The sequence below is a fragment of the Ensifer sp. KUDG1 genome, from assembly GCF_050434285.1.
GTDB lineage: Bacteria > Pseudomonadota > Alphaproteobacteria > Rhizobiales > Rhizobiaceae > Ensifer.
The window spans coordinates 1-24,343 of sequence record NZ_JBNDIG010000012.1 but is presented as its reverse complement, the minus strand read 5'-3'; the positions used below and the strand labels follow the sequence as shown (position 1 = coordinate 24,343).

The 24,343-nt window shown below is 62.0% G+C and carries 21 protein-coding genes and 3 tRNA genes; 12 read left to right on the top strand and 12 right to left on the bottom strand.

The window, feature by feature from the left end:
- Positions 1–16: 16 nt before the first annotated feature.
- Positions 17–859, top strand: coding sequence for a phytoene/squalene synthase family protein (locus tag M2267_RS25450; protein WP_429118365.1), 843 nt, complete (start codon positions 17–19; stop codon positions 857–859).
- A 140-nt stretch (positions 860–999) separates the two neighbouring features.
- Positions 1,000–1,467 (top strand): hypothetical protein, encoded by a 468-nt coding sequence (locus M2267_RS25445; protein ID WP_034796603.1) that lies wholly within the window; start codon positions 1,000–1,002, stop codon positions 1,465–1,467.
- An 88-nt stretch (positions 1,468–1,555) separates the two neighbouring features.
- Here M2267_RS25445 and trmFO read toward each other — a convergent pair whose 3' ends face one another.
- From trmFO to M2267_RS25430, 3 genes are all read right to left on the bottom strand, one after another.
- Positions 1,556–2,974, bottom strand: coding sequence for a methylenetetrahydrofolate--tRNA-(uracil(54)-C(5))-methyltransferase (FADH(2)-oxidizing) TrmFO (trmFO, locus tag M2267_RS25440; protein WP_043611619.1), 1,419 nt, complete (start codon positions 2,972–2,974; stop codon positions 1,556–1,558).
- A 100-nt stretch (positions 2,975–3,074) separates the two neighbouring features.
- Positions 3,075–3,218 (bottom strand): DUF1127 domain-containing protein, encoded by a 144-nt coding sequence (locus M2267_RS25435; RefSeq protein WP_064816989.1) that lies wholly within the window; start codon positions 3,216–3,218, stop codon positions 3,075–3,077.
- A 431-nt stretch (positions 3,219–3,649) separates the two neighbouring features.
- Positions 3,650–3,793 (bottom strand): DUF1127 domain-containing protein, encoded by a 144-nt coding sequence (locus tag M2267_RS25430; RefSeq protein WP_064816990.1) that lies wholly within the window; start codon positions 3,791–3,793, stop codon positions 3,650–3,652.
- A 934-nt stretch (positions 3,794–4,727) separates the two neighbouring features.
- Between M2267_RS25430 and M2267_RS25425 the strand changes: the two genes are divergently transcribed.
- The 4 genes from M2267_RS25425 to tig all read left to right on the top strand — a co-directional run bounded on the left by M2267_RS25425 (position 4,728) and on the right by tig (position 8,340).
- Positions 4,728–5,837: a DUF2157 domain-containing protein gene (locus M2267_RS25425; RefSeq protein WP_429118361.1), complete on the top strand. Its 1,110-nt coding sequence runs from the start codon at positions 4,728–4,730 to the stop codon at positions 5,835–5,837.
- Complete coding sequence (locus M2267_RS25420) at positions 5,834–6,415, top strand: GDYXXLXY domain-containing protein (protein ID WP_429118358.1); 582 nt, start codon at positions 5,834–5,836, stop codon at positions 6,413–6,415. Before M2267_RS25425 ends, M2267_RS25420 begins: the two co-directional genes overlap by 4 nt.
- A gap of 183 nt (positions 6,416–6,598) precedes the next feature.
- A tRNA-Leu gene (locus M2267_RS25415) sits at positions 6,599–6,683 on the top strand.
- Positions 6,684–6,861: 178 nt separating this feature from the next.
- Complete coding sequence (tig, locus tag M2267_RS25410) at positions 6,862–8,340, top strand: trigger factor (protein WP_429118356.1); 1,479 nt, start codon at positions 6,862–6,864, stop codon at positions 8,338–8,340.
- A gap of 135 nt (positions 8,341–8,475) precedes the next feature.
- Here the strand turns inward: tig and M2267_RS25405 are convergent, their stop codons facing one another.
- Together M2267_RS25405 and sthA are read right to left on the bottom strand one after the other, a co-directional pair.
- Positions 8,476–9,279: an endonuclease/exonuclease/phosphatase family protein gene (locus tag M2267_RS25405; RefSeq protein ID WP_429118353.1), complete on the bottom strand. Its 804-nt coding sequence runs from the start codon at positions 9,277–9,279 to the stop codon at positions 8,476–8,478.
- 185 nt (positions 9,280–9,464) lie between these two features.
- A complete protein-coding gene (gene sthA / locus M2267_RS25400) occupies positions 9,465–10,880 on the bottom strand; it encodes a Si-specific NAD(P)(+) transhydrogenase (protein WP_043611633.1) in 1,416 nt (471 codons plus the stop codon).
- Positions 10,881–11,137: 257 nt separating this feature from the next.
- On the opposite strand from sthA, the gene M2267_RS25395 reads away from it, so the two are divergent.
- Positions 11,138–12,127, top strand: coding sequence for a magnesium and cobalt transport protein CorA (locus M2267_RS25395; RefSeq protein ID WP_052201550.1), 990 nt, complete (start codon positions 11,138–11,140; stop codon positions 12,125–12,127).
- Positions 12,128–12,178: 51 nt separating this feature from the next.
- The gene (locus M2267_RS25390) at positions 12,179–13,357 is read left to right on the top strand and encodes a zinc-binding metallopeptidase family protein (RefSeq protein ID WP_429118349.1); all 1,179 of its coding nucleotides are present in this window, start codon (positions 12,179–12,181) and stop codon (positions 13,355–13,357) included.
- Positions 13,358–13,441: 84 nt separating this feature from the next.
- Here M2267_RS25390 and radC read toward each other — a convergent pair whose 3' ends face one another.
- The 4 genes from radC to phaC are packed head-to-tail and all read right to left on the bottom strand — an operon-like array spanning position 13,442 to position 17,675.
- Complete coding sequence (gene radC, locus M2267_RS25385; RefSeq protein WP_043611637.1) at positions 13,442–14,230, bottom strand: RadC family protein; 789 nt, start codon at positions 14,228–14,230, stop codon at positions 13,442–13,444.
- Positions 14,227–15,066, bottom strand: a complete 840-nt coding sequence (gene map / locus M2267_RS25380; RefSeq protein WP_192446079.1) for a type I methionyl aminopeptidase — start codon at positions 15,064–15,066, stop codon at positions 14,227–14,229. Before map ends, radC begins: the two co-directional genes overlap by 4 nt.
- Positions 15,067–15,096: 30 nt before the next feature.
- On the bottom strand, positions 15,097–15,816 hold the full coding sequence (gene sfsA, locus M2267_RS25375; RefSeq protein WP_429118347.1) for a DNA/RNA nuclease SfsA: 720 nt from the start codon (positions 15,814–15,816) through the stop codon (positions 15,097–15,099).
- A 20-nt stretch (positions 15,817–15,836) separates the two neighbouring features.
- Complete coding sequence (gene phaC / locus M2267_RS25370) at positions 15,837–17,675, bottom strand: poly(3-hydroxyalkanoate) polymerase subunit PhaC (protein ID WP_043611642.1); 1,839 nt, start codon at positions 17,673–17,675, stop codon at positions 15,837–15,839.
- Between the two features lie 109 nt (positions 17,676–17,784).
- Between phaC and M2267_RS25365 the strand changes: the two genes are divergently transcribed.
- From M2267_RS25365 to recJ, 4 genes are all read left to right on the top strand, one after another.
- Positions 17,785–18,093, top strand: a complete 309-nt coding sequence (locus M2267_RS25365) for an SHOCT domain-containing protein (RefSeq protein ID WP_429118344.1) — start codon at positions 17,785–17,787, stop codon at positions 18,091–18,093.
- Positions 18,094–18,219: 126 nt separating this feature from the next.
- Entirely contained in the window at positions 18,220–19,437 is a 1,218-nt protein-coding gene (locus tag M2267_RS25360; RefSeq protein WP_034796568.1) for an LL-diaminopimelate aminotransferase, read from the top strand.
- A 146-nt stretch (positions 19,438–19,583) separates the two neighbouring features.
- Entirely contained in the window at positions 19,584–20,906 is a 1,323-nt protein-coding gene (locus tag M2267_RS25355) for a homoserine dehydrogenase (protein ID WP_429118340.1), read from the top strand.
- Positions 20,907–21,142: 236 nt separating this feature from the next.
- Positions 21,143–22,945: a single-stranded-DNA-specific exonuclease RecJ gene (gene recJ, locus M2267_RS25350; protein ID WP_429118338.1), complete on the top strand. Its 1,803-nt coding sequence runs from the start codon at positions 21,143–21,145 to the stop codon at positions 22,943–22,945.
- Between the two features lie 43 nt (positions 22,946–22,988).
- On the opposite strand, the gene M2267_RS25345 is transcribed toward recJ, so the two are convergent.
- The 3 genes from M2267_RS25345 to M2267_RS25335 form a co-directional block, all read right to left on the bottom strand.
- Positions 22,989–23,768, bottom strand: coding sequence for a hypothetical protein (locus M2267_RS25345; protein WP_429118336.1), 780 nt, complete (start codon positions 23,766–23,768; stop codon positions 22,989–22,991).
- Positions 23,769–24,004: 236 nt separating this feature from the next.
- A tRNA-Glu gene (locus M2267_RS25340) sits at positions 24,005–24,079 on the bottom strand.
- A 179-nt stretch (positions 24,080–24,258) separates the two neighbouring features.
- Positions 24,259–24,333, bottom strand: a tRNA-Glu gene (locus M2267_RS25335).
- Positions 24,334–24,343 lie beyond the last annotated feature (10 nt).

Sequence of the window (24,343 nt, the reverse complement as noted above, 5' to 3'; positions counted from 1 at the left end):
ACCTGGGGAAGACGACGTGCACGATAACTCCGCCCAGATCCTGGCTGACCTCAGGGACACGGACCGCGACCGCTATCTCGCCTGCCTGCTTGCCCCTGCCGACAAGCAGCCAGCCCTTGCCGCGCTCTATGCCTTCAACGCGGAGATTGCGCGTATCCGCGATCTCGTGCACGAGCCGATCCCGGGCGAGATCCGCATGCAATGGTGGCGAGACCTCATCGGCAACGACGCGTCGACCGGGGAAGGGCATCCGCTCGCTGAAGCGCTCCTTGGCTGCATTCGCAAGCACCGCCTGCCGGTCTCCGTGTTCGAGAACATGATCGATGCACGGATCTTCGATCTCTACGACGATCCGATGGAGGACCGCTCGGCCCTCGAGGGCTATGCCGGCGAGACCGCCTCGGCGCTGATCCAGCTCTCGTCCCTGGTGCTTGATCCAGAGAATGCCGCGAAATCGGCCGAAGTCGCCGGGCATGGGGGTGTGGCGCAGACGGTCGCAGGCCTCCTCATGCTGCTGCCGCTGCATTTGCGCCGCGGCCAGGTCTACCTGCCGGCCGAGTTGCTGCGCGCCACCGGTCTCGATCGCGAAACGCTGATCGCCGGTGAAGACAGCGCCGCGATCGGCCAGGCGATCCGGGCTTTCGCGGGCTTCGGGCGGGATCATCTCGCCAAGGCGCGTGCGCAGATGGCAGCGATCGCGCCGTCGAATTTCCCCGCTTTCATCCCGCTTGCGCTCGTCGAGCCTATCCTCAACCGCGCCGAGGCTGCGGGTGCCGGGCTTCTGCAGAAGCCCGTCCGCCCGGCCCAATGGCAGCGGCAATGGTGGATGTGGCGTGCCGCGCGCCGCCGTCGCTTCTGATCCATCCGGACGATCGACCAGTGGTTCGGTTTGCTCAGGCATTCGTGGGCGCGTTTGCCGAGACGACAAATTGGCACAAGCCTCGCAGCGTATAGAAGCGCTTTATCGGCGTCATGCCGAGCGAAGGGGAGCGCCCGCGGATGCTTTGGTTATTGCTCATCGCCGTCATCGTCCTGGTCGGCGCATTCTACATGTGGATGAACGCCCGCGCCGAGCGGGACTGGGACAATCCCGATGCCGGTTCCGCGATGGTGGAATTCGGCCGTGCCTTCCCGGACGAGGCGATCCGGGCGCTGCACTCGACAGCGGACCGCACGGCGATCTTCCTGCGGCTGCATGACGGCAAGGCGGGCTTTATTCAGTCGCACGGCACGCACTATGTCTGCCACGTGATCCAACCCGGGAAGGTTCGGGTTAACAGCTCCGAGACTGGCCGCGGCCTCATCGTGCATTTCCCCGATTTTGCCTATCTCGACAACGACTTCGAGTTTCAGAGCGCCGGCGAGGCGGCCGAGGTTTCGCTCTGGCTGCTCGGCAGCTTCAGCCCGAAATCGGAGTTCGAACAGCCGGCCGCCGAGCCGCCGCACACGGCGCAGGCGACCGAGTAAGCTCTTTCCGCGCATTGCTATAGGAAAAGGCCCGCTTGCATCGCTGCAAGCGGGCCTTTTGTGGTTTCCTTGATGCGTCTGCGAGCCGTCAGGCCGACTTGCCGAGCCAGGCGGCGCAATCGGCGAGTGCGCGCGACGCCGTCGCCTGCTTCTTGGCGACCGCCTTCTCCTTGCCGCGGAAACGCTTGACGCCTTCCGGCTTGACGATCGCGCCCGGATCGAGCGGCGGGAACAGGCCGAAGTTGACGTTCATCGGCTGGAACGAGCGCTTGCCCGGTTCATCGTCGGAGACGATATGCCCTCCGGTGATGTGATTGAGCAGCGCGCCGAAGGCGGTGGTCGCCGGCGGTGGGGCCAAAGTCTCGCCCTTGCGCTCGGCGGCGGCGAAGCGGCCGGCGAGCAGGCCAATGCTCGCGCTTTCGACATAGCCTTCGCAGCCGGTGATCTGTCCGGCAAAGCGCAGGCCCGGCCGCGACTTCAGCGTCAGCGTTCCATCGAGCAGTGTCGGCGAGTTGATGTAGGTGTTGCGGTGCAGGCCGCCGAGACGGGCGAATTCGGCATTCTCCAGGCCCGGGATCATGCGGAAGACTTCGGCCTGTGCGCCGTATTTCAGCTTCGTCTGGAAGCCGACCATGTTGTAGAGCGTGCCGAGCGCATTGTCCTGGCGCAGCTGTACGACGGCGTAGGGCTTGACGGTGGGGTTATGGGCATTGGTGAGGCCCATCGGCTTCATCGGCCCGTGGCGCAGCGTCTCGCGGCCGCGCTCCGCCATCACCTCGATCGGCAGGCAGCCGTCGAAATAGGGCGTGCCTTCCCATTCCTTGAAGCCGGTCTTGTCGCCGGAAACCAGCGCATCGACGAAGGCGTTGTACTGCTCCTCGGTCATCGGGCAGTTGATGTAGTCCTTGCCCGTGCCGCCGGGACCGACCTTGTCGTAGCGGGACTGGAACCAGCAAACGTCCATGTCGATCGTCTCGGTATAGACGATCGGCGCGATGGCGTCGAAGAAGGCGAGCGCATCGGCGCCCGTTTCTGCGCGGATCGCCTCGGCAAGGCCGGGTGCGGTCAGCGGGCCGGTCGCGATGACGGCGAGGTCCCAATCTTTCGGCGGCAGGCCGGTGACTTCCTCGCGCACCACCGTGATCAGCGGATGGGCGGCGATCGCCGCGCTGACCGCGTCGGAAAAGCCGTCGCGATCGACGGCGAGCGCTCCGCCGGCCGGCACCTGGTTGGCATCGGCCGATTTCATGATCAGCGAGCCGGCAAGGCGCATTTCCGCGTGCAGAACGCCGACCGCGTTGCTGGTCGCGTCATCCGAGCGGAAGGAATTGGAACAGACGAGTTCGGCAAGGCCGTCGGTCTTGTGCGCATCGGTACCGCGCACGCCGCGCATCTCGTGCAGGACGACCGGTACGCCGGCTTCGGCGATCTGCCAGGCGGCTTCCGATCCGGCGAGGCCGCCGCCGATGACGTGGATGGGGGAGTGGGAAGAAGTGTCTTTGCTCATGGCCGGCTTCCTATCACGGCTCGGCCTTCCGTTCCAACGCCTATAAACGAAAACGGCGCCCTGAAGGCGCCGTCTTGGAAGTCCTGGTCGTTCGTTCCGATTAACGGAAGGAACGGGCCGCAATGTTGCGGATGTCGTAGCGGGTGATGCCGATGTCATTGAGAGCGTGGTTCGACAGGTTGCCGAGCTCGCTGACGGTGCGGCGGTAGTTGATCCAGCTTTTTGCGATACGAATCGGGTTCATGGTCTTTTCCTCAAAATCAGGTTGTCGCGACAGCCATCTGTCTGCGTCGTTGAGGTTCTTATACGCTTGTCTAATTAGAAGGTGGAGTGCAAAGAAAATGCAGCTGCTATGCATTTGTGCAGTGCATCGCCGCATAGATGGGCACCGCTTCAAAAGGCGGCATCGATTAAGGATTGATTAAAATCTTAATTGTCCGCCGGTAAGAGACTGTTTTCAAACGTATTTGAGAGCTGATGGCACGGAGCGACGAAGCGTCTCTCTGTGAAACCGGTTCCGTTGCTTGGGCAGTCGCAGTTGGCGGAGCATCCGGTGTCTCTCGCACGTGCGAAGGCGTCACCTGGATCGCACTGGCCGCGCCAAAAGAAAACGCCCCCCGGAATGAACCGGAGGGCGTCTACTGGAGGTCGGTTGCGCGTAAGGCGCAGCCTGAATTACTTGATCGCCTGGCGGGCAACGTACGGGATGTCGCCACGGCCGATGCCGAGGTCAGACAGTTCGCGATCGGTCATGCGGCCGAGTTCGTTGCAGGTCTGACGATACTTGCGCCAATTGTTGAAAGAGCGTGCGAGGTTCATGATCCTATCCTTTCTAGGGTCGTGTGCCAGCGCTTAATCTCTCTTGCTGGCCGTCATCTGATGCTCTGGAATATAATCGTTTTGAGCAGAAGTTACAGAGACAATGCTGCATCGCACCCATGCAGGCCATGCAAGCCTCTGCGCGATGGCGCGTTCGCGGCTGGCGTCTAAAACGCGCGGCGCAATCGACTTGTCGTGGCTGGAAGCTGCCCGAAATGTGAGGGGCCAGAAACAAACAACGCCCGCTGGGGGAGGAGATCCAGCGAGCGTCGCTTTGTTCTGATCGGCAACCGGGAGGAGGAGTGTCGCCGATCCAAATCGAGGGGCGCTGGGAGGAGGAGTGCGCCGCCCCGATCGATGAGTTGAATATAGTATGCGGGCGGGTGGACGTGTAGCGCCGATGCTGAATGGCACCTATGTGAAATTCGCATGGCTGGAGACGCGTGCCGGCCCAATGTGCACGAAAAATGTGCAGGCAGGCCTGTTGCAGAGGGCTATTGGAGGAGGAGCTGAAAAAGAATAACGCCCGCTGGGGGAGGAGGTCCAGCGAGCGTCATTAGGAGTGATTGGCAACTGGGAGGAGGAGTGTTGCCAATCTGATCGGAAGAGCGCTGGGAGGAGGAGTGCGCTCGTCCGAATTCCGTCGGTTTTACCCGGGCCTTTCTCAGTAAACTGAGGCGGTTGGCCATTTCCGCTGGCGACCGTCTGGCTTCATGCCTTCGTTCGCCTTTGATGATTTGAATATAGGGTCTTTAAATCGATTTGTGCAGTGCAATATCCGCATGGAAGATATGCGCGTTACGCAAGCCGTTCATTCGTCCCTATCGGTTTGGTGGGCAACTGCCGCAGGGCGATTGTGTTTCCGCGCCGATACGTGGTTAGTTGGGGACTGAACCGAACCAATTCAAGCACCGGATTCTAGGCTGGGGGCAGGATGTACCGCGCGCGTCTCGAACGAGACTTCAAGCATTGGGTCGACAAGGGGCTGCTGCAGGAGAATGTGGCGCGTGCAATGCTCGCCGAATATGACGGTCGCGAGTCGACGTTCCGGGCCGGGCGCGTCCTGCTCATTCTCGCCGCGCTTCTGTTGTCCGCGTCAATCCTGCTGCTCGTTGCCGCCAACTGGGAGGCGCTGCCGCGCCTTGCCCGCGTGGCCGGCATCGTCGCCTTGGTCTGGGGCTTTCACTTTGCCGCCGCCTGGCTGATCCGCACCGGGCGCCCGACGCTCGCCGCAGCCGCGCTCGTTCTGGGGGCGGCTACCTTTGGCGGTGGCATCGCCCTGATCGGGCAGATGTATCATTTGTCCGGCGATGCGGCCGACGCCGCGCTGCTGTGGTTTGCCGGCGCCGTGCTCTCTGCCGTGGCGTTTCGCTCCGCAGCCATGGCCGCGGTTACGGGCGGGCTCGCCTGGTTCTATTTCGCAACGGTGCTGAAAGACGACGGGTTCAGTGCCACGCCGGACTGGCGCATGTGGTCCGTCCCGGCGCTTGCGGTGATCGTCGTGCTGCTGGTGCGCTTCACGGCTGCCGACAGGGTTCGTCATCTCGCCTATCTGCTCGTCCTGTCGTGGCTCGCCTGGCTTTATCTCGATAATGCATCGCTCGCCTTTGCCGGTGGCCTCGCCGCGTTCGGCCTCGTCGCCTTTCTCGCGGCGACGCTGCCCGGCTCGCCGCTTCGCGCGCTTGCTGTCGATGCCGGGTCGGCACCCGCCTTCTATTCCTTCGCGCTCGCCTTGCTCGGTTTTACCGCTCTTCAATATGAAGCCGTGGGAGTGACAACGGAGGTCGCGACCGGGGCAGGGACGCTGCTGGCGGCGCTCCTCGGCATTGCGCTTGCCGGCGCGCAGAACGGCGCCGTGCGCTATCTCGGCTACGTCGCCTTCGCCGGCGAGCTTCTCTATCTCGCCTTCGAGACCCTTGGCTCGATGCTCGGCACCTCGGGCTTCTTCCTGATTTCGGGGCTGGTGGTTGCCGGCATCGCCTGGCTCGTCATCCGCATCGAGGGGCACTTGGCAAATGCGCGCGGGACGGAGGCGCCACAATGACCGCTGCAAAGACCCGTTGGCTGAACCCATTGCTGGCGGCCCTGCTGGTTGCGGGCGTGCAGACGGCGGCCCTTGGCTATATGATCGAGAGCAGGGCATCGATCCTTAGAAGCGGCCGTGACGTGCTGTTGAAGACCGTGCCCGTCGATCCCCGTGATCTGCTGCGGGGCGACTACGTGATCCTGAGCTACGACATTTCCAGGCTCCAGCCGGAATTGTTCAAGGGCGATACGCCGAAGCAGTCGGAAGAGGCGCAGATCTACGTTCGGCTGGAAAAGCAGATCGACGGTTTCTGGGCGGCGACCGAAGCGTCCTTCCAGCCGCTTGGCCCCGCCGGCGACAGCGTCGTCCTTCGCTCGCTGCCCTTTATCTACTATCCCTCGTCCGTGGTCTCGTCCGTCAGTGTCGAATACGGGATCGAGCGCTTCTATGTGCCGGAAGGTGAGGGGCGGACGCTGGAGGAGGCGCGCAACGCCGAGGCGCTCTCCGTCGATATCCGCGTGGACGCCAAGGGGAAGGCCCAGATCCGCGAGATCTCAGTCAATGGCAGCCCGGTCTATGAGGAGCCTCTCTATTAAGCTGCGCCGTCCCCTGCCGGATCGGTGGTGGAATTCCCGCATTTTCCCTTTGATCCCGCGAGAACGAGTGATATAGAGACGCCGCGCTCGGGAAAGCCCTGAACTTTCAGCATGCCTTTGTATCCGCGGTATTCCGCTGGTTGGTCTTGCGGGAATACGATCAGGCGGTGCGATTGTCTGAACGCGGGTATGGTGAAATTGGTAGACACGCCAGATTTAGGTTCTGGTGCCGCAAGGCGTGGGAGTTCAAGTCTCTCTACCCGCACCAGACAGCGATCGCGCCTAAAGTCCGGATTCTGCGAGGATGAAGGGGGCTGGAGTGCCATTTTGCTTGCAAAACGGTTGCAGAACTGCGTAAAGCCACTCCCGGCAAATGGATCGGCTCACGTGCTCGCCAGACCTTTCGAAGGGGAAGAGCACAGTCAACGTGAAATGAAGGTTTGAACATGCAGGTTATCGAAACGCTCGCTCAAGGGCTGAAGCGCGAACTCAAGGTCGTTATCCCGGCCAAGGACATGGAAGCTCGGATGAACGAGCGTCTGGCCGAAGTGAAGGACCGTGTGAAGATCAACGGCTTCCGCCCGGGCAAGGTACCGGCCGCGCATCTGAAGAAGATCTACGGCAAGTCGATCATGGCTGACCTCGTCAACGAGATCGTTCGCGACAAGCCGACCGAGATCCTGTCGGGCCGTGGCGAAAAGTCGGCAACCCAGCCGGAAATCGCGATGACCGAGGACGAGGCCGAAGCCGAAAAGATCCTCAACGCCCAGGCCGACCTCGAGTTTACCGTTGCCTACGAAATCATCCCGGCGATCGAACTCAAGGACGTCAGCGGCATCAAGGTGACCCGCGAAGTCGTCGAGATCGCTGAAGACGAAGTCAACGAGCAGATCCTGAAGATCGCCGAAAGCGCCCGCAGCTACGAATCGAAGAAGGGCAAGGCCGCCAACGGCGACCGCGTCACCATCGATTACCTCGGCAAGGTCGACGGCGTCGCCTTCGACGGCGGCAAGGACGAAGACGCTGAGCTGGTTCTCGGCTCCAACCGCTTCATCCCGGGCTTCGAAGAGCAGCTCGTTGGCCTCAAGGCTGGCGACGAGAAGGTCATCACCGTGACTTTCCCGGCTGAATACCCGGCTGCAAACCTTGCTGGCAAGGAAGCCACCTTCGACATCACCGTCAAGGACGTGGCTGGCGCCCAGGACATCGAAATCAACGACGAACTGGCCACCAAACTCGGCCTGGAATCGGCTGACAAGCTGAAGGAAATCGTCCGCGGCCAGATCGAAAGCCAGTACGGCAACCTGACCCGTCAGAAGGTCAAGCGTCAGATCCTCGACCAGCTCGACGAACTCTACCAGTTCGAAACGCCGGAGCGTCTCGTCGAAGCCGAATTCGAAAACATCTGGCGCCAGATCAACACCGACCTCCAGCAGGCCGGCAAGACCTTCGCTGACGAAGAAACCACCGAAGAAGAAGCCCGCGCTGAATACCGCAAGCTCGCTGAGCGTCGCGTTCGCCTCGGCCTCGTTCTCTCGGAAATCGGCGAAAAGGCCGGCGTTCAGGTCAGCGACGACGAACTGCAGCGTTCGCTGTTCGAACAGCTGCGCCAGTTCCCGGGCCAGGAAAAGCAGATCCTCGACTACTTCAAGAACACCCCCGGCGCCGCTGCTTCGCTGCGCGCTCCGCTGTTCGAAGAAAAGGTTGTCGACCACCTGCTCGGCGAAATCTCGGTAATCGACAAGACGGTTTCCAAGGAAGAACTGACGGCTGACGACGAAGAGACCGAAGGCAAGGCTGCCAAGAAGGCTCCGGCCAAGAAGAAGGCCGCTGCCAAGGCTGACGCCACCGAAGGCGAAGAAGCTGCCGCTCCGAAGAAGAAGGCTCCGGCCAAGAAGAAGGCCGCTGACGACAGCGCCGAGTAATCGGAACAAAGCCTTAGGAATCGAAAGGCCCTGCCGCTTGCGGCAGGGCCTTTTTCGTTGTGGCTCGGCAAACCCATCGTCCTGTCGAAGCGCTGACTGGGCGCCGATTTTTGGCCCGGCCGAACGCGCGACTGACTAAGCGATGTCGAGGAGGAGGGCGCGGTGGTCGGAGACTTCGGGTGCTGCGACGACATCGAAGCGAGCGACGCTGACTGTGCCATTCGCCAGCATGTAATCGGCAAAGCGGCCGCTCTTTCGATAGTGCGAGGTGCGCGTGTCCGTGTGGCCGCGGGATACGACGAGGTCGACGAGGCCCAACTGCCCGAGGGCCTGAAACGTTTGGCTGTCCGGGAGCACGTTGAAGTCACCGCAAACGACAAGCCGCTCGTCGCCGGGCCAGACGTGGTGGATGAGACCTACCAGCGCGTCGGCCTGCGCGCAGCGTTCCGGACTGTCGTTCTTGCCGCCGACCTCCCGCAGCCCGTGCATCTGCGCGATAGTGATGGGTGTGCCGGCGTCGTGATCGAACAGTCGGATGCAATGGGCGTTGCGCGCACGGGGATGCGGCCCCCAGCCGTCGGGCGAAAAGCCGCCATGTACGAAGCCGAGCGCCTGGCCAATGACGGAGTAGCCCCGCCGAACGAAGGTCGCCAGGCCGAATTCCGATGCCACGGGCGCGTCACCGGCAAAGAGCGTCCCTCGCGCCGTCGGGCAGAAGAATCCATCATGCCCCGGAAGTACGGCGGCGATCTCGTCGAAGAGGTTGGCGCGTTGCGGCAGTTCCACGTCCGCATCGCGATAGCTCAGCCATTCGGCCTCGGTCGTCGGTGATCGCGCGACCTCCTGCAGGCACAGGACGTCGGCATCGACATCGGCGAGATAGCTCATCAAAGGCGAATGGAGCTTGCCGCCCCAGGCATTGAGCGAAAGGATGCGCATGGTGTTCGGCTCTCTTGATCGGGAGAGGTGAAGCTAGCCGATTCGCCAGCGTCCCGCGCATTTCAGATGCCGGTATTGAGGGAAAGGGGGGAGAGCCGGCCGTAGCGCGGAGCCACCATCTGTACCCTTTGGGCGTTTGGCCGCCACCGTCATCGTTGACGGCGGTCGGCTCTGTCGCTGGAAGCTTACGCTTTTGGTACTTCCTGCTTGATCTCGCCCATGCGGTTCCAGGCGTCGAGGCCGGCAATCTTGTAGGCTTCGGCCAGCGTCGGGTAGTTGAAGGTGTTTTCGACGAAATACTCGACCGTGCCCTTGAGGTTCAGCACCGCCTGGCCGATATGCACCAGCTCCGTCGCGCCTTCGCCGATGATATGCACGCCGAGCAGGCGACGGGTCTTCAGCGAGAAGATCATTTTCAACAGGCCGGAATCGAGCCCCATGATGTGGCCGCGCGAGGTCTCGCGGAAGCGGGCAATGCCGCATTCGTAGGGGATGCCGCGTTCCTTGACCTCTTCTTCCGAGAGGCCGCAGGTGGAGATCTCAGGCACGGCATAGATACCGTAGGGGAAGTACTTCTGCGGCTCCATCGCGATCGCGCCAATGGCGACGCGGGCAGCGATGCGGCCTTGTTCCATCGAGGTCGAGGCGAGGCTCGGGAAGCCGACGACGTCGCCGGCGGCATAGATGTTGGGCACGGAGGTCTGGAAGGTCTCGGGATTGACCTTGAGGCGCCCGCGGCTGTCGGCTTCAAGCCCGGCGGCCGGAAGGTTCAGCGTATCGGTCGCGCCCATGCGGCCCGCGGCAAAGAGCACCATGTCGGTCGTGATCTTGCGGCCGTTGTCGAGCGTCAGCAGCACCTTACCATCCTCGAGCCTTTCGACCGTTTCGGCCTTCTGCCCGAGATGCAGTTTCATGTTGCGGTCGCGCAGCTGGTAGATGAAGTCTTCGACGATTTCCTTGTCGATGAAATCGAGCATCGTCGTCTTCGGGTCGATCACCGTTACCTGGGTGTCGAGCGCGCTGAAGATCGTCGCGTATTCGATGCCGACGACGCCTGCGCCGATCACCACCAGTGAACGGGGCAGGGTCTCGATGTCGAGCAGTTCGTCGCTGTCGAGCACGGTCTTGCCGTCGAACGGCATGTAATCCGGGCGGAAGGGCTTGGTACCGACGGCAAGCATGATGCTGGTGCCGGACACGAGCATGGTCTCGCCGTCGTCCTTGACGACCTCCAGCGTGGTCGGATTGACGAAGCTCGCCTTGCCGCGCATCTGCTGCACGCGGTTGCGCGCAAACTGGTGTTCGAGAACCTCGACCTCATGATTGAGGGTGATGATCAGGCGCTGCCGCAGGTCGTCGGCGCTGATCTCCTGCTTGACGCGATAGGAGCGTCCGTAAAAACCGCGCTCGCGCCAGCCCGAAAGATTGAGCGCCGTTTCGCGCAGCGTCTTGGAGGGAATCGTGCCGGTGTGAACCGAAACGCCGCCAACGCGTTTTCCCTGTTCGATGACGAGGACCTTCTTGCCGAGCTTGGCTGCCTGGATGGCGCCGCGGCGGCCGGCAGGTCCGCTTCCGACAACGATGAGATCGAACTGGTTCATAGGCGTTTCCGTTAGAAGGTGGAATCGTTGTGCGTTGCGAAAACTCTCGCTCGCAAGCCTCTATACCGTCAATGGCACGGTTTGATGAAGTGGTTTTCATAGCCGAAACAGCCGGATGAGAATATATAAGGGAGTGCGCGTATGCTTGGTTCCGTTACGACATCCGGAGCCCGTCGGTGTCGTATTTGCCTGGGAGGCTGACGATGGGATTGGAGCTGACGAACAGGGCTTTGCCACAGTCTGACGGTGAAGCTGTCATGCCGAATTCGCAGCCGCGCGCCGGCGTCGTTGCGGCCGCGGTCTATGAGAACGGCGTGCGCGTCCGCGATATCCGCATCGAAGACGCAGGCAAGTGGCGCGACCGTCCGGGCGCGGTGGTCTGGATCGGCCTGCATGAGCCCGATGCCGAACTGTTGCGGCAGATCCAGCAGGAATTCGATCTGCATGACCTTGCGATCGAGGACGCCTGCAAGGCGCATCAGCGGCCGAAACTGGAGATCTATGGCGATTCGATCTTCGTCGTCGCCCGCACCGCGCACATGGTCGGCGACGAAATCGCCTTCGGCGAGACGCATCTGTTCGTCGGGCGCGGTTACGTTATCTCGGTCCGGCATGGCGCGTCGACCTCTTACATGGCCGTGCGCCAGCGCTGCGAATCGTCGCCGGCAGCCCTTGCCCATGGCGAGAACTACATCCTCTATTCGATCCTCGATTTCATCGTCGACAACTACATGCCGGTGATCGAGGCGATCCACGAGGAAGTCGAGGAACTGGAGGACCGGCTGCTGCGCGAGCGGTTGGTCAAGGGCGACATCGAACGCCTGTATCTGCTGCGGCGCAATCTCTTGCGCCTGCGAAACGCGGTCGTACCGCTGGTCGACGTCTGCCGGCGGCATGAGCACATCGATCTGCCGGGCATGGATGCAGCACTGCAGCCGCTCTTCCGTGACGTCACCGACCACGTGCGGCGCGTTCAGGAGGATATCGATGCTTTGCGTGAAGTGCTCGCCTTCACCTTCGAGGCGAGCCTGATGGTCGGGCAATCCGAGCAGACGGAGATTTCGCGCAAGCTCGCGTCCTGGGCCGCGATCCTCGCGGTGCCGACGGCGATTGCCGGCATTTACGGCATGAACTTCGACGACATGCCGGAGCTCAAGTTCCGCTATGGCTACTTCGTCGTGCTGGCTGTCATCATCGGACTGTGCGGCACGCTCTACCGCTTCTTCCGCCGCGCGAAATGGCTTTAGGCCCGTGCGCCAATCAGGCCGACTTTGCCAGTTCCGAACTTGGAGGACGTCGTGGCAAGCCTTCTGGAAACGCTTGGGGACCTGATCGGTACGAACTGGAAGCGCCGCGACGTGGCCAAGCGGTACTCGCGCACCTATGTCTGCCGCTGTGGCAGTCACATCTTCTTCGGCAACACCCTTTGCAACAGCTGCCAGGCGCCGCTCGGATATCTGCCGGGTGAAGACGTCCTGATACCGCTTGAACCGGGCCCGCAGCCGGGCACTTGGGACGCGGGTGGCGGGCGGCCGTTGCTGAAGTATTGCAGCAATCGTGACACTGCCGCGTTGTGCAACTGGATGCTGTCGGCGAGCGAGCCGAGGTGCCTTTGCACCGCCTGCCGGCTGAACAGGACCATTCCGAATCTCGATTGTGAGGACAATGCCCGTCACTGGGGGCTGATCGAGGCGGCGAAGCGACGACTCGTTTCGCAGCTGCTGTCGCTCGGCTTGCCGGTGAAGTCAAAGGTCGACGAGGATGAGAAGCACGGTCTGATGTTCGATTTCCTGCGTTCGCCGGAGAACGGGCCGCGCGTTCTGACCGGGCACGCCGACGGTTTGATTACGGTCAACATCGAGGAAGCGGATTCTGTTCAGCGGGAGAAGATGCGGCTCGAACTGCATGAACCCTATCGCACGCTGCTCGGTCACTTGCGACACGAGGTCGGTCACTACTATTGGGACAGGCTTATTCTCAACGGCCCTTGGCTGGAGCCCTTTCGTTCGCTTTTCGGAGATGAGCGCGCCGACTATGCGGCGGCATTGAAGGCGAACTATGAGAATGGCCCTCCGGTAGACTGGGCCGACCGATACATCAGCGCCTATGCTTCCACACATCCTTGGGAAGACTGGGCGGAAACCTGGGCACACTATCTGCATATGATCGATAGCCTTGGCACAGCGCTCGGGTTTGGGCTCGATGCGGAGGATCTTGAAGCGATTGTCGAGCCGTTTGAGCGCGACGCCTTGTATGCGCCCGAAGACACCGGCGCCGACGGGTTTCTGTCGCTGTTGAACTCCTGGATCGAAATGACGATGGTGCTTAACGAACTGGCGCGCAGCATGGGCCAGCCGGACTTCTACCCCTTCGTGATGTCGAAACCGTCAGTGGCGAAACTGCAGTTCGTGCACATGGTCGTCGAGGCTTCTCGCTCGGCGGGGACGGAATCTGTCGAATCCGGCCTTTCGGGGTGACCGCTTTCGCCACCGTTTGCGGCAGAGGGGCGCCACTACCGGGCCGGTGCCTCCGCCGTGCGAAACGGCTGGGTGCCGGCGTGATCAGAACAGGCGCAAGCCCTTCAGGCTGACATGGCCGTCCTTGCCAATGATGATGTGATCGTGCACGGCGATCCCGAGCGGTTTTGCCGTTTCGACGATCAGCTTGGTCATGTCGATATCCGCGCGCGACGGGGTCGGATCGCCTGATGGGTGGTTGTGCACAAGAATGAGCGCCGTCGCTGAGAGTTCCAGCGCCCGTTTGACCACCTCGCGCGGATAGACCGGCGTGTGATCGATGGTGCCCTGCTGCTGCACCTCGTCGGCAATCAACGTGTTGCGTTTGTCGAGGAACAGGATGCGGAACTGTTCTTTCGTCTCGTAGGCCATCGCCGCGTGGCAATAGTCGATGACGGCGCTCCAGGACGAGAGAAGCTGCTTCTGGCGAAGTTCGCTCTTGAGTGTGCGGTGACCGATCGTGGAGATCAGCTTGAGGTCGAGGGCAACTGCTTCGCCGATACCGCTCACTTCCTGCAACAGCGCGATCGGGGCGCCGAAGACACCGGCGAGCGTGCCGAAGCGGGCGAGCAGGGCCTTGGCGATCGGCTTGGTATCCTTGCGCGGGATCAGCCGAAAGAGCAGCATTTCCAGAATTTCGTAATCGGCAAGCGCCGAGTCGCCCTGTTCCCGGTAGCGCGTCCGCAGCCGGTCGCGATGACCGTGGTAATGGGCCTCGGGTTCCGGCGCCTTCTTCGTCGCCGGTTTCCCGTCCAGCTGCAACTGCGGAAAAAACGTCCTCTCGTCCGCCGATGGCGCCAAATCGCCGCCAGGGGAGATCGGACGTTTCGTCATGCGGCGCCGATCGTACTGACGCCGGGCTTGAACAGGCCCGCCGGCGAAAGCGTGAAGATCTCGCAGCCATCGGCGGTGACGCCGACCGTGTGCTCGTATTGCGCCGACAGCGACCGGTCACGGGTGACGGCGGTCCAGCCGTCCGAGAGCACCTTCACATGCGGGCGGCCGAGATTGATCATCGGCTCGATGGTGAAGATCATGCCTTCACGCAGTTCCGGGCCTTCATTGGCGCGGCCGTAGTGCAGGATGTTCGGCGCGTCATGGAAGAGCTTGCCGACGCCGTGGCCGCAGAAATCGCGCACGACCGAGCAGCGCTCCGCTTCGGCATAGACCTGGATCGCTTCGCCGATGGCGCCGGTACGGGCGCCGGGGCGCACGGCGGCGATGCCGCGCATCAGGCTTTCATGGGTGACGTCGAGCAGTCGCTCGGCGGCACGCTTGATCTCGCCGACCGGATACATCCGGCTCGAATCGCCGTGCCAGCCATCGACGACATAGGTGACGTCGATGTTGACGATATCGCCTTCGCGCAGCGGCTTGTCGTTCGGGATGCCATGGCAGACGACGTGGTTGATCGACGTGCACGACGATTTCGTGTAGCCGCGATAGTTGAGCGTCGCCGGTAGCGCGCCATTGTCCATGCCGAACTCGAAGACGAACCGGTCGATCTCGTCGGTGGTGACGCCCGGCTGCACCCGCGAGACGAGCTCGTCCAGACAACGCGCAGTCACCTGGCAGGCTTTTCGCATGCCCTCGAAACCTTCCGGTCCGTAGAGCCGGATTACGCCGGTGTTCTTGTAGGGCGCAGACCCTGCCTCGATGTAAGTCACCATTCCAAAGCTTTCAGTTGTTCCAGTCGGATTTCATAGAGCAGCGAGGGCCGCTTCGTCCACTGCCATCAATCCGGTCGGGCGGATTTGCGTTGGCGAAACCTGACATTTGACCGCGTAGGCCTCGACACCACGTGACATCGCGCGGTCGAAGGCCCGTGCATAGGCGGGATCGAACTCGCGGCAGATCCTCAACCGGTCACAGTCATCACGCTGCACGAGATAGATCATCACCGCACGGTGACCCGCCTCGACCATATCACCGAGTTCGTCGAGATGTTTCGCACCGCGCGTCGTCGGACTGTCAGGAAATTCGGAAAGACCGGGCGTGCGGCTGAAATGCACATTCTTGACTTCGACATAGGCACGGCCGCGCTCGGGATCGCTGAGGAGAATGTCGATGCGCGAGTTGCGCCCGTATTTCTGCTCGCGCGCGCTGTGCTCATAGGTATGCAGGTCGGAAACGAGCCCCAATCCGATGGCTTCTTCCGCAAGCCGGTTGGGCAGGCCGGTGTTGATGCCGACCATCGTCCCGTCGGCTTCAACGATTTCCAGCATATGGCGGTATTTCCGCGTCGGGCTGTCGTGTTCCGACATCCAGATGCGTGAACCGGGTGTCGTCAGCCCGCGCATCGAACCGGTATTGGGGCAGGATCCGGTCATGGCTGTGCCATCGGGCAGTAGGGCGTCGAAGAGAAAGCGCTTGTAGCGCTGCACGAGGGTCGCGGTCGTCAGCGGAGGATCGAAGATCAAGGCGTGTCCTGCAAAATGGTTCAGGCGCGGGCGCGCACGTAGGAGCCTGGCGCTTCCTCGAGCGAGTTCAGCGGCCCGCCCGGCTTGCGGGGCGCAACGCGTCGCTTGTCGAGTTTCTCGATCCATTGGTGCCAGTGCGGCCACCAGGATCCCGGTGTTTCCTTGGCCGCCTTGAACCAATCGTCGAAGTCGCCCTTGGGCGCGCCGCCGGTCCAGAACTGATACTTGCCCTTGTCCGGCGGGTTGACGACGCCGGCTATGTGGCCCGAGCCCGAGAGAACATAGGTGACCTTGCCGCCAAATGAAGCGCTGCCGAGAAACACAGAGCGTGGCGGCGCTATGTGGTCTTCCTTGGTCGCAAGATTGTAGATCGGGATCTTCACGTCGCCGAGCGACACCTGCTTTCCGGCAAGCACCATCTCGCCCTTCGAAAGCTTGTTATCGAGGTAGCAGTTGCGCAAGTAGAAGGAATGGTTGGCGGCCGGCATCCGCGTCGAATCGGAGTTCCAGTAAAGCAGGTCGAAGGGCAGAGGCTCCTGGCCCTTGAGGTAGTTGTTGACGAAGTATGGCCAGATCAGCTCCGAAGCGCGCAGCATGTTGAAGGCGGTCGCCATCTTCGAGCCGTCGAGATAGCCGGTCACGCTCATGTTCTGTTCGATCTGACTGATCTGGTCCTCGTCGACGAACACCTTGAGATCGCCCGCATGGGTGAAATCGACCTGCGTCGTGAACAGTGTCGCCGAGCGGATGCGGTCGTCGCCCTCGGCAGCGTGCAATGCCAGCGTTGCGGCAAGCAGGGTGCCGCCGACGCAATAGCCGATGGCGTTGACTTCGCGTTCACCGGTCGCCTGCTCGACGATATCGAGCGCAAAGCCGATGCCTTCGCGGGCATAAGCTTCCCAGTCCTTGGTCGCGTGCCGCTCGTCCGGGTTCACCCAGGAGATGACGAAGACCGTGTGCCCCTGGTCGACCGCCCATTTGATGAAGGATTTCTGCGGGTTGAGATCGAGCACGTAGAACTTGTTGATCCAGGGCGGGCAGATCAGCAACGGCCGCTTCAGCACGGTCTCCGTCGTCGCCTCGTATTGCAGCACCTGGCAAACGTCGCTTTGGGCAATGACTTTGCCCGGTGTCATCGCGATATTCTCGCCGATCGCAAACTTGCTGGTGTCCGTCTGCCGAAGCTTGAGGTCGCCACGACCGGCGGCGATGTCCTCGGCAAACATCTGCATGCCCTTGACCAGGTTGGCGCCGCTTGAGGCAACGGTCTCGCGGTAGAGTTGCGGGTTGGTGGTGACGAAATTCGTCGGAGACAGCGCGCTCGAAACCTGACGGACGTAGAAGGCAGCCTTGTGTTTCGTGTGGTCGTCGAGCCCCTCGGCGTCCTCGACCATGCGTTCGGCCCAGTCCGACGTTACGAAATAGGCCTGGCGAATGAAGTCGAAGAACGGGTTCTTCACCCAGTCCTCGTCGGCAAATCTCTTGTCGTTGCGCTGGAGGGCGGCAGGCGCGGCCGTCTCTTCGCCGGACATGCGGTGCAGCGTGCGAGACCAGATCTCGAAGAAGCTGCCCATCAGGTGAGTCTGCGCTTCGAGCGTGCGGCGAGGGTCGGAAAGCCAGTACTCCGAGACCTTGGACAGCGTCTTGACCATGTCGGTGACGGGCTCGGCGAAGGTATCGGACTTCTGGCCCGATTCCCGCGGCGCCAGCCAGGCGGAGGCCGCCTTGCCAAGCTGTTCCATGGCGCGGGCGAGGTTGACGGCGAGGCTTTCCGGATCCTTGACGATGTAGGGTTCGACGGATTTGGGATCGAAGCCTGCGTAGCCGTCCTTGCCTTCCGCATTCCTCTCTGCTGTCACCCGGCGTCCTCCACAGCATCTTGTTTGTTTTGTATTTTTACATTCTGCCCGAAAATGATTACAAGGGCTAGCGCATCGTCGCGCCATCAAAATAGAGGTCGTCTCCAGTATGCTTGCCGTCGGAAAACAGCGTTCCATCACCTGGGTTGCCGGGATCGTTCTGCTAGGCACGCTTGCAGGCTGCAACAGCCAGGGGACCAACTTCGAGAATTATCCTTCGGTCTACGGCCAGAAGCCGGCCGCGACGACGCAGATGACCAACGAAGAAGCGACCGACATGCAGGCGCGCCTGAGCTCGCTCGGCGCTGCACGCAAGTCCGGTGCGATCTCCGAAGCCGAATATCAGCGGCGCCTGAAGGAGATGCGCGCGCTCGCCGAACAGCACGGCACGGACACGCTGAAAGAGATCCAGAATTAGCGCTTGCCTTTCCGGTGATTTGGACGCAAAGCGTTCAATGGCCGCATGGACGGCCGTTCACCACAGCGCACGGTTTCGCAAAGGCTTGAGCCGCTGGCGGGAGCGTGCGCCAAACGAGGTTTGGAGATGGAAGAGTTTCACAAAGTCCGGCGTTTGCCGCCCTATGTTTTCGAACAGGTCAACCGTTTGAAAGCAAGCGCGCGAGCGGCCGGTGCTGACATCATCGACCTCGGCATGGGCAATCCGGATCTACCCACACCACAGTCGATTGTCGACAAGCTCTGCGAGGCCGTTCAGGACCCGCGCACGCATCGTTATTCGTCGTCGAAGGGCATTCCCGGGCTGCGTCGTGCCCAGGCCGCCTATTACGCCCGCCGCTTCGGCGTCAAGCTCAACCCGGATACCCAGGTCGTCGCCACCCTTGGCTCGAAGGAAGGCTTCGCCAACATGGCGCAGGCGATCACCGCACCTGGCGACGTCATCCTGTGCCCGAATCCCACCTATCCGATCCACGCCTTCGGCTTCCTGATGGCAGGCGGTGTCATCCGCTCGATCTCGGTCGAGCCGGACGAAACCTTCTTCGGGCCGCTGGAACGCGCCGTTCGCCATTCGATCCCCAAGCCCTTGGCGCTGATCCTCAACTATCCGTCGAACCCGACGGCGCAGGTCGCGACGCTTGATTTCTACAAGGACGTGATCGCGTTTGCGAAGAAGCACGACATCATCGTGCTGTCCGATCTCGCCTACTCGGAAATCTATTTCAACGACGCGCCGCCGCCGTCGGTGCTGGAAGTTCCGGGCGCGATCGACTGCACGGTCGAGTTCACCTCGATGTCGAAGACATTCTCGATGCCGGGCTGGCGCATGGGCTTTGCCGTCGGCAACGAGCGTCTGATCGCGGCACTGACGCGCGTGAAGTCCTACCTCGACTACGGCGCCTTCACACCGATCCAGGTGGCCGCCACCCAGGCGCTGAACGGCGACGGCAGCGACATCGCTGAAGTGCGCAACATCTACAAGCGCCGCCGCGACGTGATGGTCGACAGCTTCGGCAAGGCCGGCTTCGAAGTGCCGCCGCCGGCAGCGACGATGTTTGCCTGGGCGAAGATCCCGGAGAAGTTCCGTCATCTCGGTTCGCTCGAATTCTCAAAACTCCTCGTCGAGAAGGCTGATGTCGCGGTCGCTCCCGGTATCGGCTTCGGCGAGCAGGGCGACGACTACGTTCGTCTCGCTCTCGTCGAGAACGAGCACCGCATCCGTCAAGCGGCGCGCAACATCAAGAAGTTCCTGTCGACCGCCGACGAGACGATGCACAACGTCATCTCGCTCAACGCGCACAGGTAATTGGAGCGGGATGAGGAAAAGTGTAGTCGGTTTTCCGCCCGCATCCCGCGTAACTAAATAAGTCGGGAGGCGTGTTTGACGCGCGCCTCCTTCCACACTGGCCCCGCTGTTCTCGCGGTGCGCCCTCTACATGTTAGGAAATGGCTATGGCAGATGCCCTCAAAATCGGCATTGCGGGCTTGGGTACCGTCGGTGCCTCGCTCGTGCGAATCCTCCAGGATCGTCACGAGATGCTCGCGACAACGTGCGGACGGGCAATCGAGACCACGGCCGTAACCGCGCGCGACCGCAACAGGGATCGCGGCGTCGATCTTTCGAAGACCGCCTGGTTCGAGGATGCCGTTTCGCTTGCGCGCGACGCGGATATCGACGTCTTCGTCGAACTGATGGGCGGCTCGGGCGATCCGGCCTATTCAGCCGTCAAGGCAGCGCTTGAGCGCGGCATTCATGTGGTGACCGCCAACAAGGCGCTGCTGGCTGCCCATGGCATCGAACTTGCCAAGATCGCCGAGGAGAAGGGCGCGCTGCTCAACTACGAAGCGGCTGTGGCCGGCGGCATCCCCGTCATCAAGGCGCTGCGCGAATCCATGACCGGCAACACGATCTCGCGCGTGTACGGGATCATGAACGGCACCTGCAATTACATCCTGACGAAGATGGAGAAGGAACAGCTGTCCTTCGAAGCCTGCCTCAAGGAAGCCCAGCGCCTCGGTTACGCCGAAGCCGACTCGGCCTTCGACATCGAGGGCAACGACACGGCCCACAAGCTTTCGATCCTGACGAGCCTTGCCTTCGGAACGGCGATCGCGGCCGACGACATCTACCTCGAAGGCATCACCAACATCTCGATCGACGATATCCATGCGGCCGCCGATCTCGGCTACCGCATCAAGCTTCTCGGCGTCGCCCAGCGCACCGAAAGCGGCATCGAGCAGCGCGTCCATCCGACGATGGTGCCTTATGATTCCGTCATCGCTCAGGTCGATGGCGTGACCAATGCGGTTGCGATCGAATCCGATATTCTCGGCGAACTCCTGATGGTCGGCCCCGGTGCCGGCGGCAACGCGACGGCTTCGGCCGTGCTCGGCGATATCGCCGACATCGCCAAGAGCCGCCCGGGCGCCCAGCATGTTCCGGCCTTCGGCCGTCCGACCAATGCGCTGCTTCCCTACAAGCGTGCGCAGATCCAGAGCCACGAGGGCGGCTATTTCATCCGCCTGAAGGTGGTCGACCGCACCGGCGTCTTCGCCAGCATCGCGACCCGCATGGCCGACAACGGCATCTCGCTGGAATCGATCATGCAGCATTCCAAGCAGCTGATGGACACGGGCGAGCCGCAGACGATCATCCTGGTGACGCATGCCACCTCGGAGCACTCCGTTCGCGATGCGATCAAGGCGATCAAGGGCGAGGGCTACCTCGTCGGCGAACCGCAGGTCATCCGCATCGAACGCCCGAAGGCAAACTGAGGGCGACAAGCGCGCTAGGTCGTTTGGCACGGCGGCGCCTAGTGCCGTTTGCCACCGATAGATTGGAAGCCTCGCCGCGCAAGCAAGCCGGCGAGGCTTCTTTCTTTATGCCTTGGGCGCCGATAGCAACGCAGATCCCCGCGAAACGTGGATCTTTGTGTATGCCGTTCTGAAAACGGTCACGATTTCCAGGGTTATGCGCTAAGAGGAACGAAGCGCCAAGCGGGTGGACGAGCATGGAAGAATTGGTGGATCCGGTACAGCGGGCCTTTCTGAACGTCGAGCGGTCTGTGAGCGGCCAGCGATGGGTGTCGCGCCTCGACCAGGCGGGTCAGAACCGGGCGCTCGCCATCAGCCAGGTCCACGGCTACTCCGACCTGCTCGGTCGCGTCCTTGCCGGCCGTGGCGTCGTGCTCGACGATGCCGCTAGTTTTCTTGATCCGACGCTTCGCTCGCTGATGCCGGACCCCGACAAACTGACCGATTGCCGCAAGGCTGCAGAGCGTCTGGCAGCGGCCATCAGGCGCCGCGAAAAGACGGTGGTCTTCGGTGATTATGATGTCGACGGTGCCGCGTCTTCGGCGTTGATGGCGCGTTTCCTGCGCCATTTCGGCATCGATGCGGAAATCTACATTCCGGACCGGATTTTCGAGGGCTATGGCCCGAACCCGACGGCGATCGAGCAATTGATCGACAACGGCGCCGATCTCATCGTCACCGTCGACTGCGGCTCGACCAGCCATGAGTCGCTTGCCGTTGCCGAGAAACGCGGCGTCCATGTCGTGGTCATCGACCATCATCAGGTCGGCGCGTCGCTGCCGCCCTGCCATGCGCTGGTCAATCCCAACCGTGAGGACGATCTCTCGGGGCAGGGGCACCTTTGTGCCGCCGGCGTCGTCTATCTGGTTCTCGTCAATACCTTGCGTGTCTTGCGCAACGCCGGCGACAGCCGCGTCGCTTCTTTCGATCTGCTGGCCCAGCTCGATCTGGTGGCACTGGCGACCGTCTGTGACGTCGTGCCACTCAAGGGGCTGAACCGCGCCTATGTGGTCAAGGGACTGATCGCAGCGCGCCATATGGGCAACGTCGGGCTTTCGGCGCTGCTGCGGAAAGCGGCGATCGGTGGTCCGGTCACGCCTTATCATCTGGGCTTTCTCGTCGGCCCGAGAATCAATGCCGGCGGACGCATTGGCGATGCGGCACTCGGCAGCCGGCTGCTGGCGATGGAAGACGCTGCCGAGGCGGAGAAGATCGCAGCCCAGCTCGATGAACTCAACCGCGAGCGGCAGGCGATGGAAGCCGTCATGCTGGCCGAGGCGGAGGCTGAGGTTCTGGCCGAATACGGCACGGGCGAGGGCGCTTCGGTGATCGTCACCGCGCGCGAAAACTGGCACCCGGGCATCGTCGGGCTGCTCGCAGCCCGCATCAAGGAAAAATTCCGCCGGCCGACCTTTGCCATCGCCTTCGATCCCAATGGCAGAGGAACCGGCTCGGGTCGCTCGATCAACGGCTTCGACATGGGCAAGATGGTCCGCGCTGCCGTCGACGGCGGCCTGCTGGTCAAAGGCGGTGGCCATGCCATGGCGGCCGGCCTCACCGTCGAGCGCGCGAAACTCGGAAAGCTCCGGCAGTTCTTCGAGGAACGCGCGGAAGCCGCCGTGCGTGAGCTTGTCGCCATCCAGACGCTGAAGGTCGACGGCGCGCTTGCAGCATCCGGTGCCACGCTGGAACTGATCGACCTCCTGGAGCAGGCAGGCCCCTATGGCTCAGCCCACCCGCAACCCGTCTTCGCCTTTCCGCAGCATCGCCTGCGCGACAGTCGGCAGGTGGGCGCCAACCACGTCAAGGTGACGCTCGAAGGCCAGGACGGCAGCCGCCTCGATGGGATTGCGTTCCGGGCGACCGAAACGCCGCTCGGCGACTTCCTGCTGTCGAGCCGTGGGACGTCTATTCACGTCGCGGGATCGGTGTCAGCCGATCTGTGGCAGGGCCAGCGACGGGTACAGCTGCGCGTCACGGACGCGGCGAAGGCGCTGTAGCACCTGTCGCGAAGAGTGCTGACAGATATTTCTCTGGGCCGTCTTACGGCTGACCGTATCGCACCCGCTTCAAAACATCTCGAGGATTCACAGAGAGGATGGTGTTGAAGAACGTCGTTTCGACGATCGTGTCGCCATCGGCTTGCAGGCGAAAATGTACGCTCTTGTTGCCGCCACAGTTCGTTGCGTCGATCATTGCGATAACTTTTTCGACCTCGTCGGGCGTCTTTTCGTCCAGCCTGACAAGAGCCGGATACAAGGGAACGCAACTTGCACCGCCATCACGAACAAGTTCCCCTTGTCGATCGAAGAGATAGCTGAGGAGTGCGAACTCTCCCTTGTGTGATTCACGATGAGCGCTGCCCCAAGTGACGCTCAGATATTGAGCCACAGCGCTCAAAGATCCGAGATCATCGAACGGCTGCAAGGCTTCGACATTGTAAACCACGGAGTAGAGATGGCTGCCGCTGAGTGGCGAATTCAGTGTGAGCGAGTAGGTTCGACGAAGACCTTGTTGCTGGTCGAATTGGGTAATGTGTATTCGCTGCAGATAGGGGGCTTTGGCATAAGCGGGGAGCTTCGGATCTTTGCGATTGTTCAGGCTTCGCGTCGTATCGGAACGTTCCCAGCCTTTGAAATCCCGCGCAAGCAAAGCTTCCAGCTCGTCGATTGACATCCCCAGCTTGAATACCGAACTCGGTACCAGGTCTGCAGGCATCAGCGGTCGCTCGACAGAAGCGGCGTTGAAAGGAGCGGCCGCAGGCGATCTGGGATAGGACGAAATAGTGATTGCGGCGAGCCCCGCAGCAATGACGCGTAACAAAATAGATCCCCTGTTTCGAACGTTTGTTGGTGCGGGTCGCCGAATTGTGACGGATTCGGGGTGGTCAGGACGCTGCAGGACCTTACAAATCCGTTGCTTCCGGTCAAATGATACGAGGGGGCCGCCCGGCGGCACACCAGCATCGCTGTCGGGGAGTGAAGTGTTTGGAGGCGCAAGCGTAGCCGTCCACGCGTTCGCCGCCATGCGGCGAAATTTGCCGAGGTACGCCCGAAGCCTGGTACGCCCAACGGGAATCGAACCCGTGTTGCCGCCGTGAGAGGGCGGCGTCCTGACCGCTAGACGATGGGCGCCATTAAGCTCGTTTTGCGCTGAGAATTGCTGCGCACGCTGCATACTAAGCCTTTTCCGCGAAATCGACGATAGGCTTTCTCCGACACCGGGCAGGGCGCTTGAAACGGGATCGTTCGGTCGCGCGCCCAAGCTGGCGGCGTTGATAATGCTTGTAATGTCGGGGAGAAATTCAACACAGTGGCACGCCCTAGGGGAGTCGAACCCCTCTTCCCAGAATGAAAATCTGGTGTCCTAACCGATAGACGAAGGGCGCACTCGCTGTG

Bases quoted from the DNA above. Each gene is read 5' to 3' on its own strand.
- M2267_RS25445 (WP_034796603.1), top strand. From the start codon at position 1,000: ATGCTTTGGTTATTGCTCATCGCCGTCATCGTCCTGGTCGGCGCATTC.
- radC (WP_043611637.1), bottom strand. From the start codon at position 14,230: ATGACGAAACGTCCGATCTCCCCTGGCGGCGATTTGGCGCCATCGGCG.
- tig (WP_429118356.1), top strand. From the start codon at position 6,862: ATGCAGGTTATCGAAACGCTCGCTCAAGGGCTGAAGCGCGAACTCAAG.
- M2267_RS25435 (WP_064816989.1), bottom strand. From the start codon at position 3,218: ATGAACCCGATTCGTATCGCAAAAAGCTGGATCAACTACCGCCGCACC.
- M2267_RS25420 (WP_429118358.1), top strand. From the start codon at position 5,834: ATGACCGCTGCAAAGACCCGTTGGCTGAACCCATTGCTGGCGGCCCTG.
- sthA (WP_043611633.1), bottom strand. From the start codon at position 10,880: ATGAACCAGTTCGATCTCATCGTTGTCGGAAGCGGACCTGCCGGCCGC.
- M2267_RS25355 (WP_429118340.1), top strand. From the start codon at position 19,584: ATGGCAGATGCCCTCAAAATCGGCATTGCGGGCTTGGGTACCGTCGGT.
- M2267_RS25425 (WP_429118361.1), top strand. From the start codon at position 4,728: ATGTACCGCGCGCGTCTCGAACGAGACTTCAAGCATTGGGTCGACAAG.
- map (WP_192446079.1), bottom strand. From the start codon at position 15,066: ATGGTGACTTACATCGAGGCAGGGTCTGCGCCCTACAAGAACACCGGC.
- M2267_RS25405 (WP_429118353.1), bottom strand. From the start codon at position 9,279: ATGCGCATCCTTTCGCTCAATGCCTGGGGCGGCAAGCTCCATTCGCCT.
- M2267_RS25395 (WP_052201550.1), top strand. From the start codon at position 11,138: ATGCCGAATTCGCAGCCGCGCGCCGGCGTCGTTGCGGCCGCGGTCTAT.
- recJ (WP_429118338.1), top strand. From the start codon at position 21,143: ATGGAAGAATTGGTGGATCCGGTACAGCGGGCCTTTCTGAACGTCGAG.
- M2267_RS25360 (WP_034796568.1), top strand. From the start codon at position 18,220: ATGGAAGAGTTTCACAAAGTCCGGCGTTTGCCGCCCTATGTTTTCGAA.
- M2267_RS25430 (WP_064816990.1), bottom strand. From the start codon at position 3,793: ATGAACCTCGCACGCTCTTTCAACAATTGGCGCAAGTATCGTCAGACC.
- trmFO (WP_043611619.1), bottom strand. From the start codon at position 2,974: ATGAGCAAAGACACTTCTTCCCACTCCCCCATCCACGTCATCGGCGGC.
- M2267_RS25365 (WP_429118344.1), top strand. From the start codon at position 17,785: ATGCTTGCCGTCGGAAAACAGCGTTCCATCACCTGGGTTGCCGGGATC.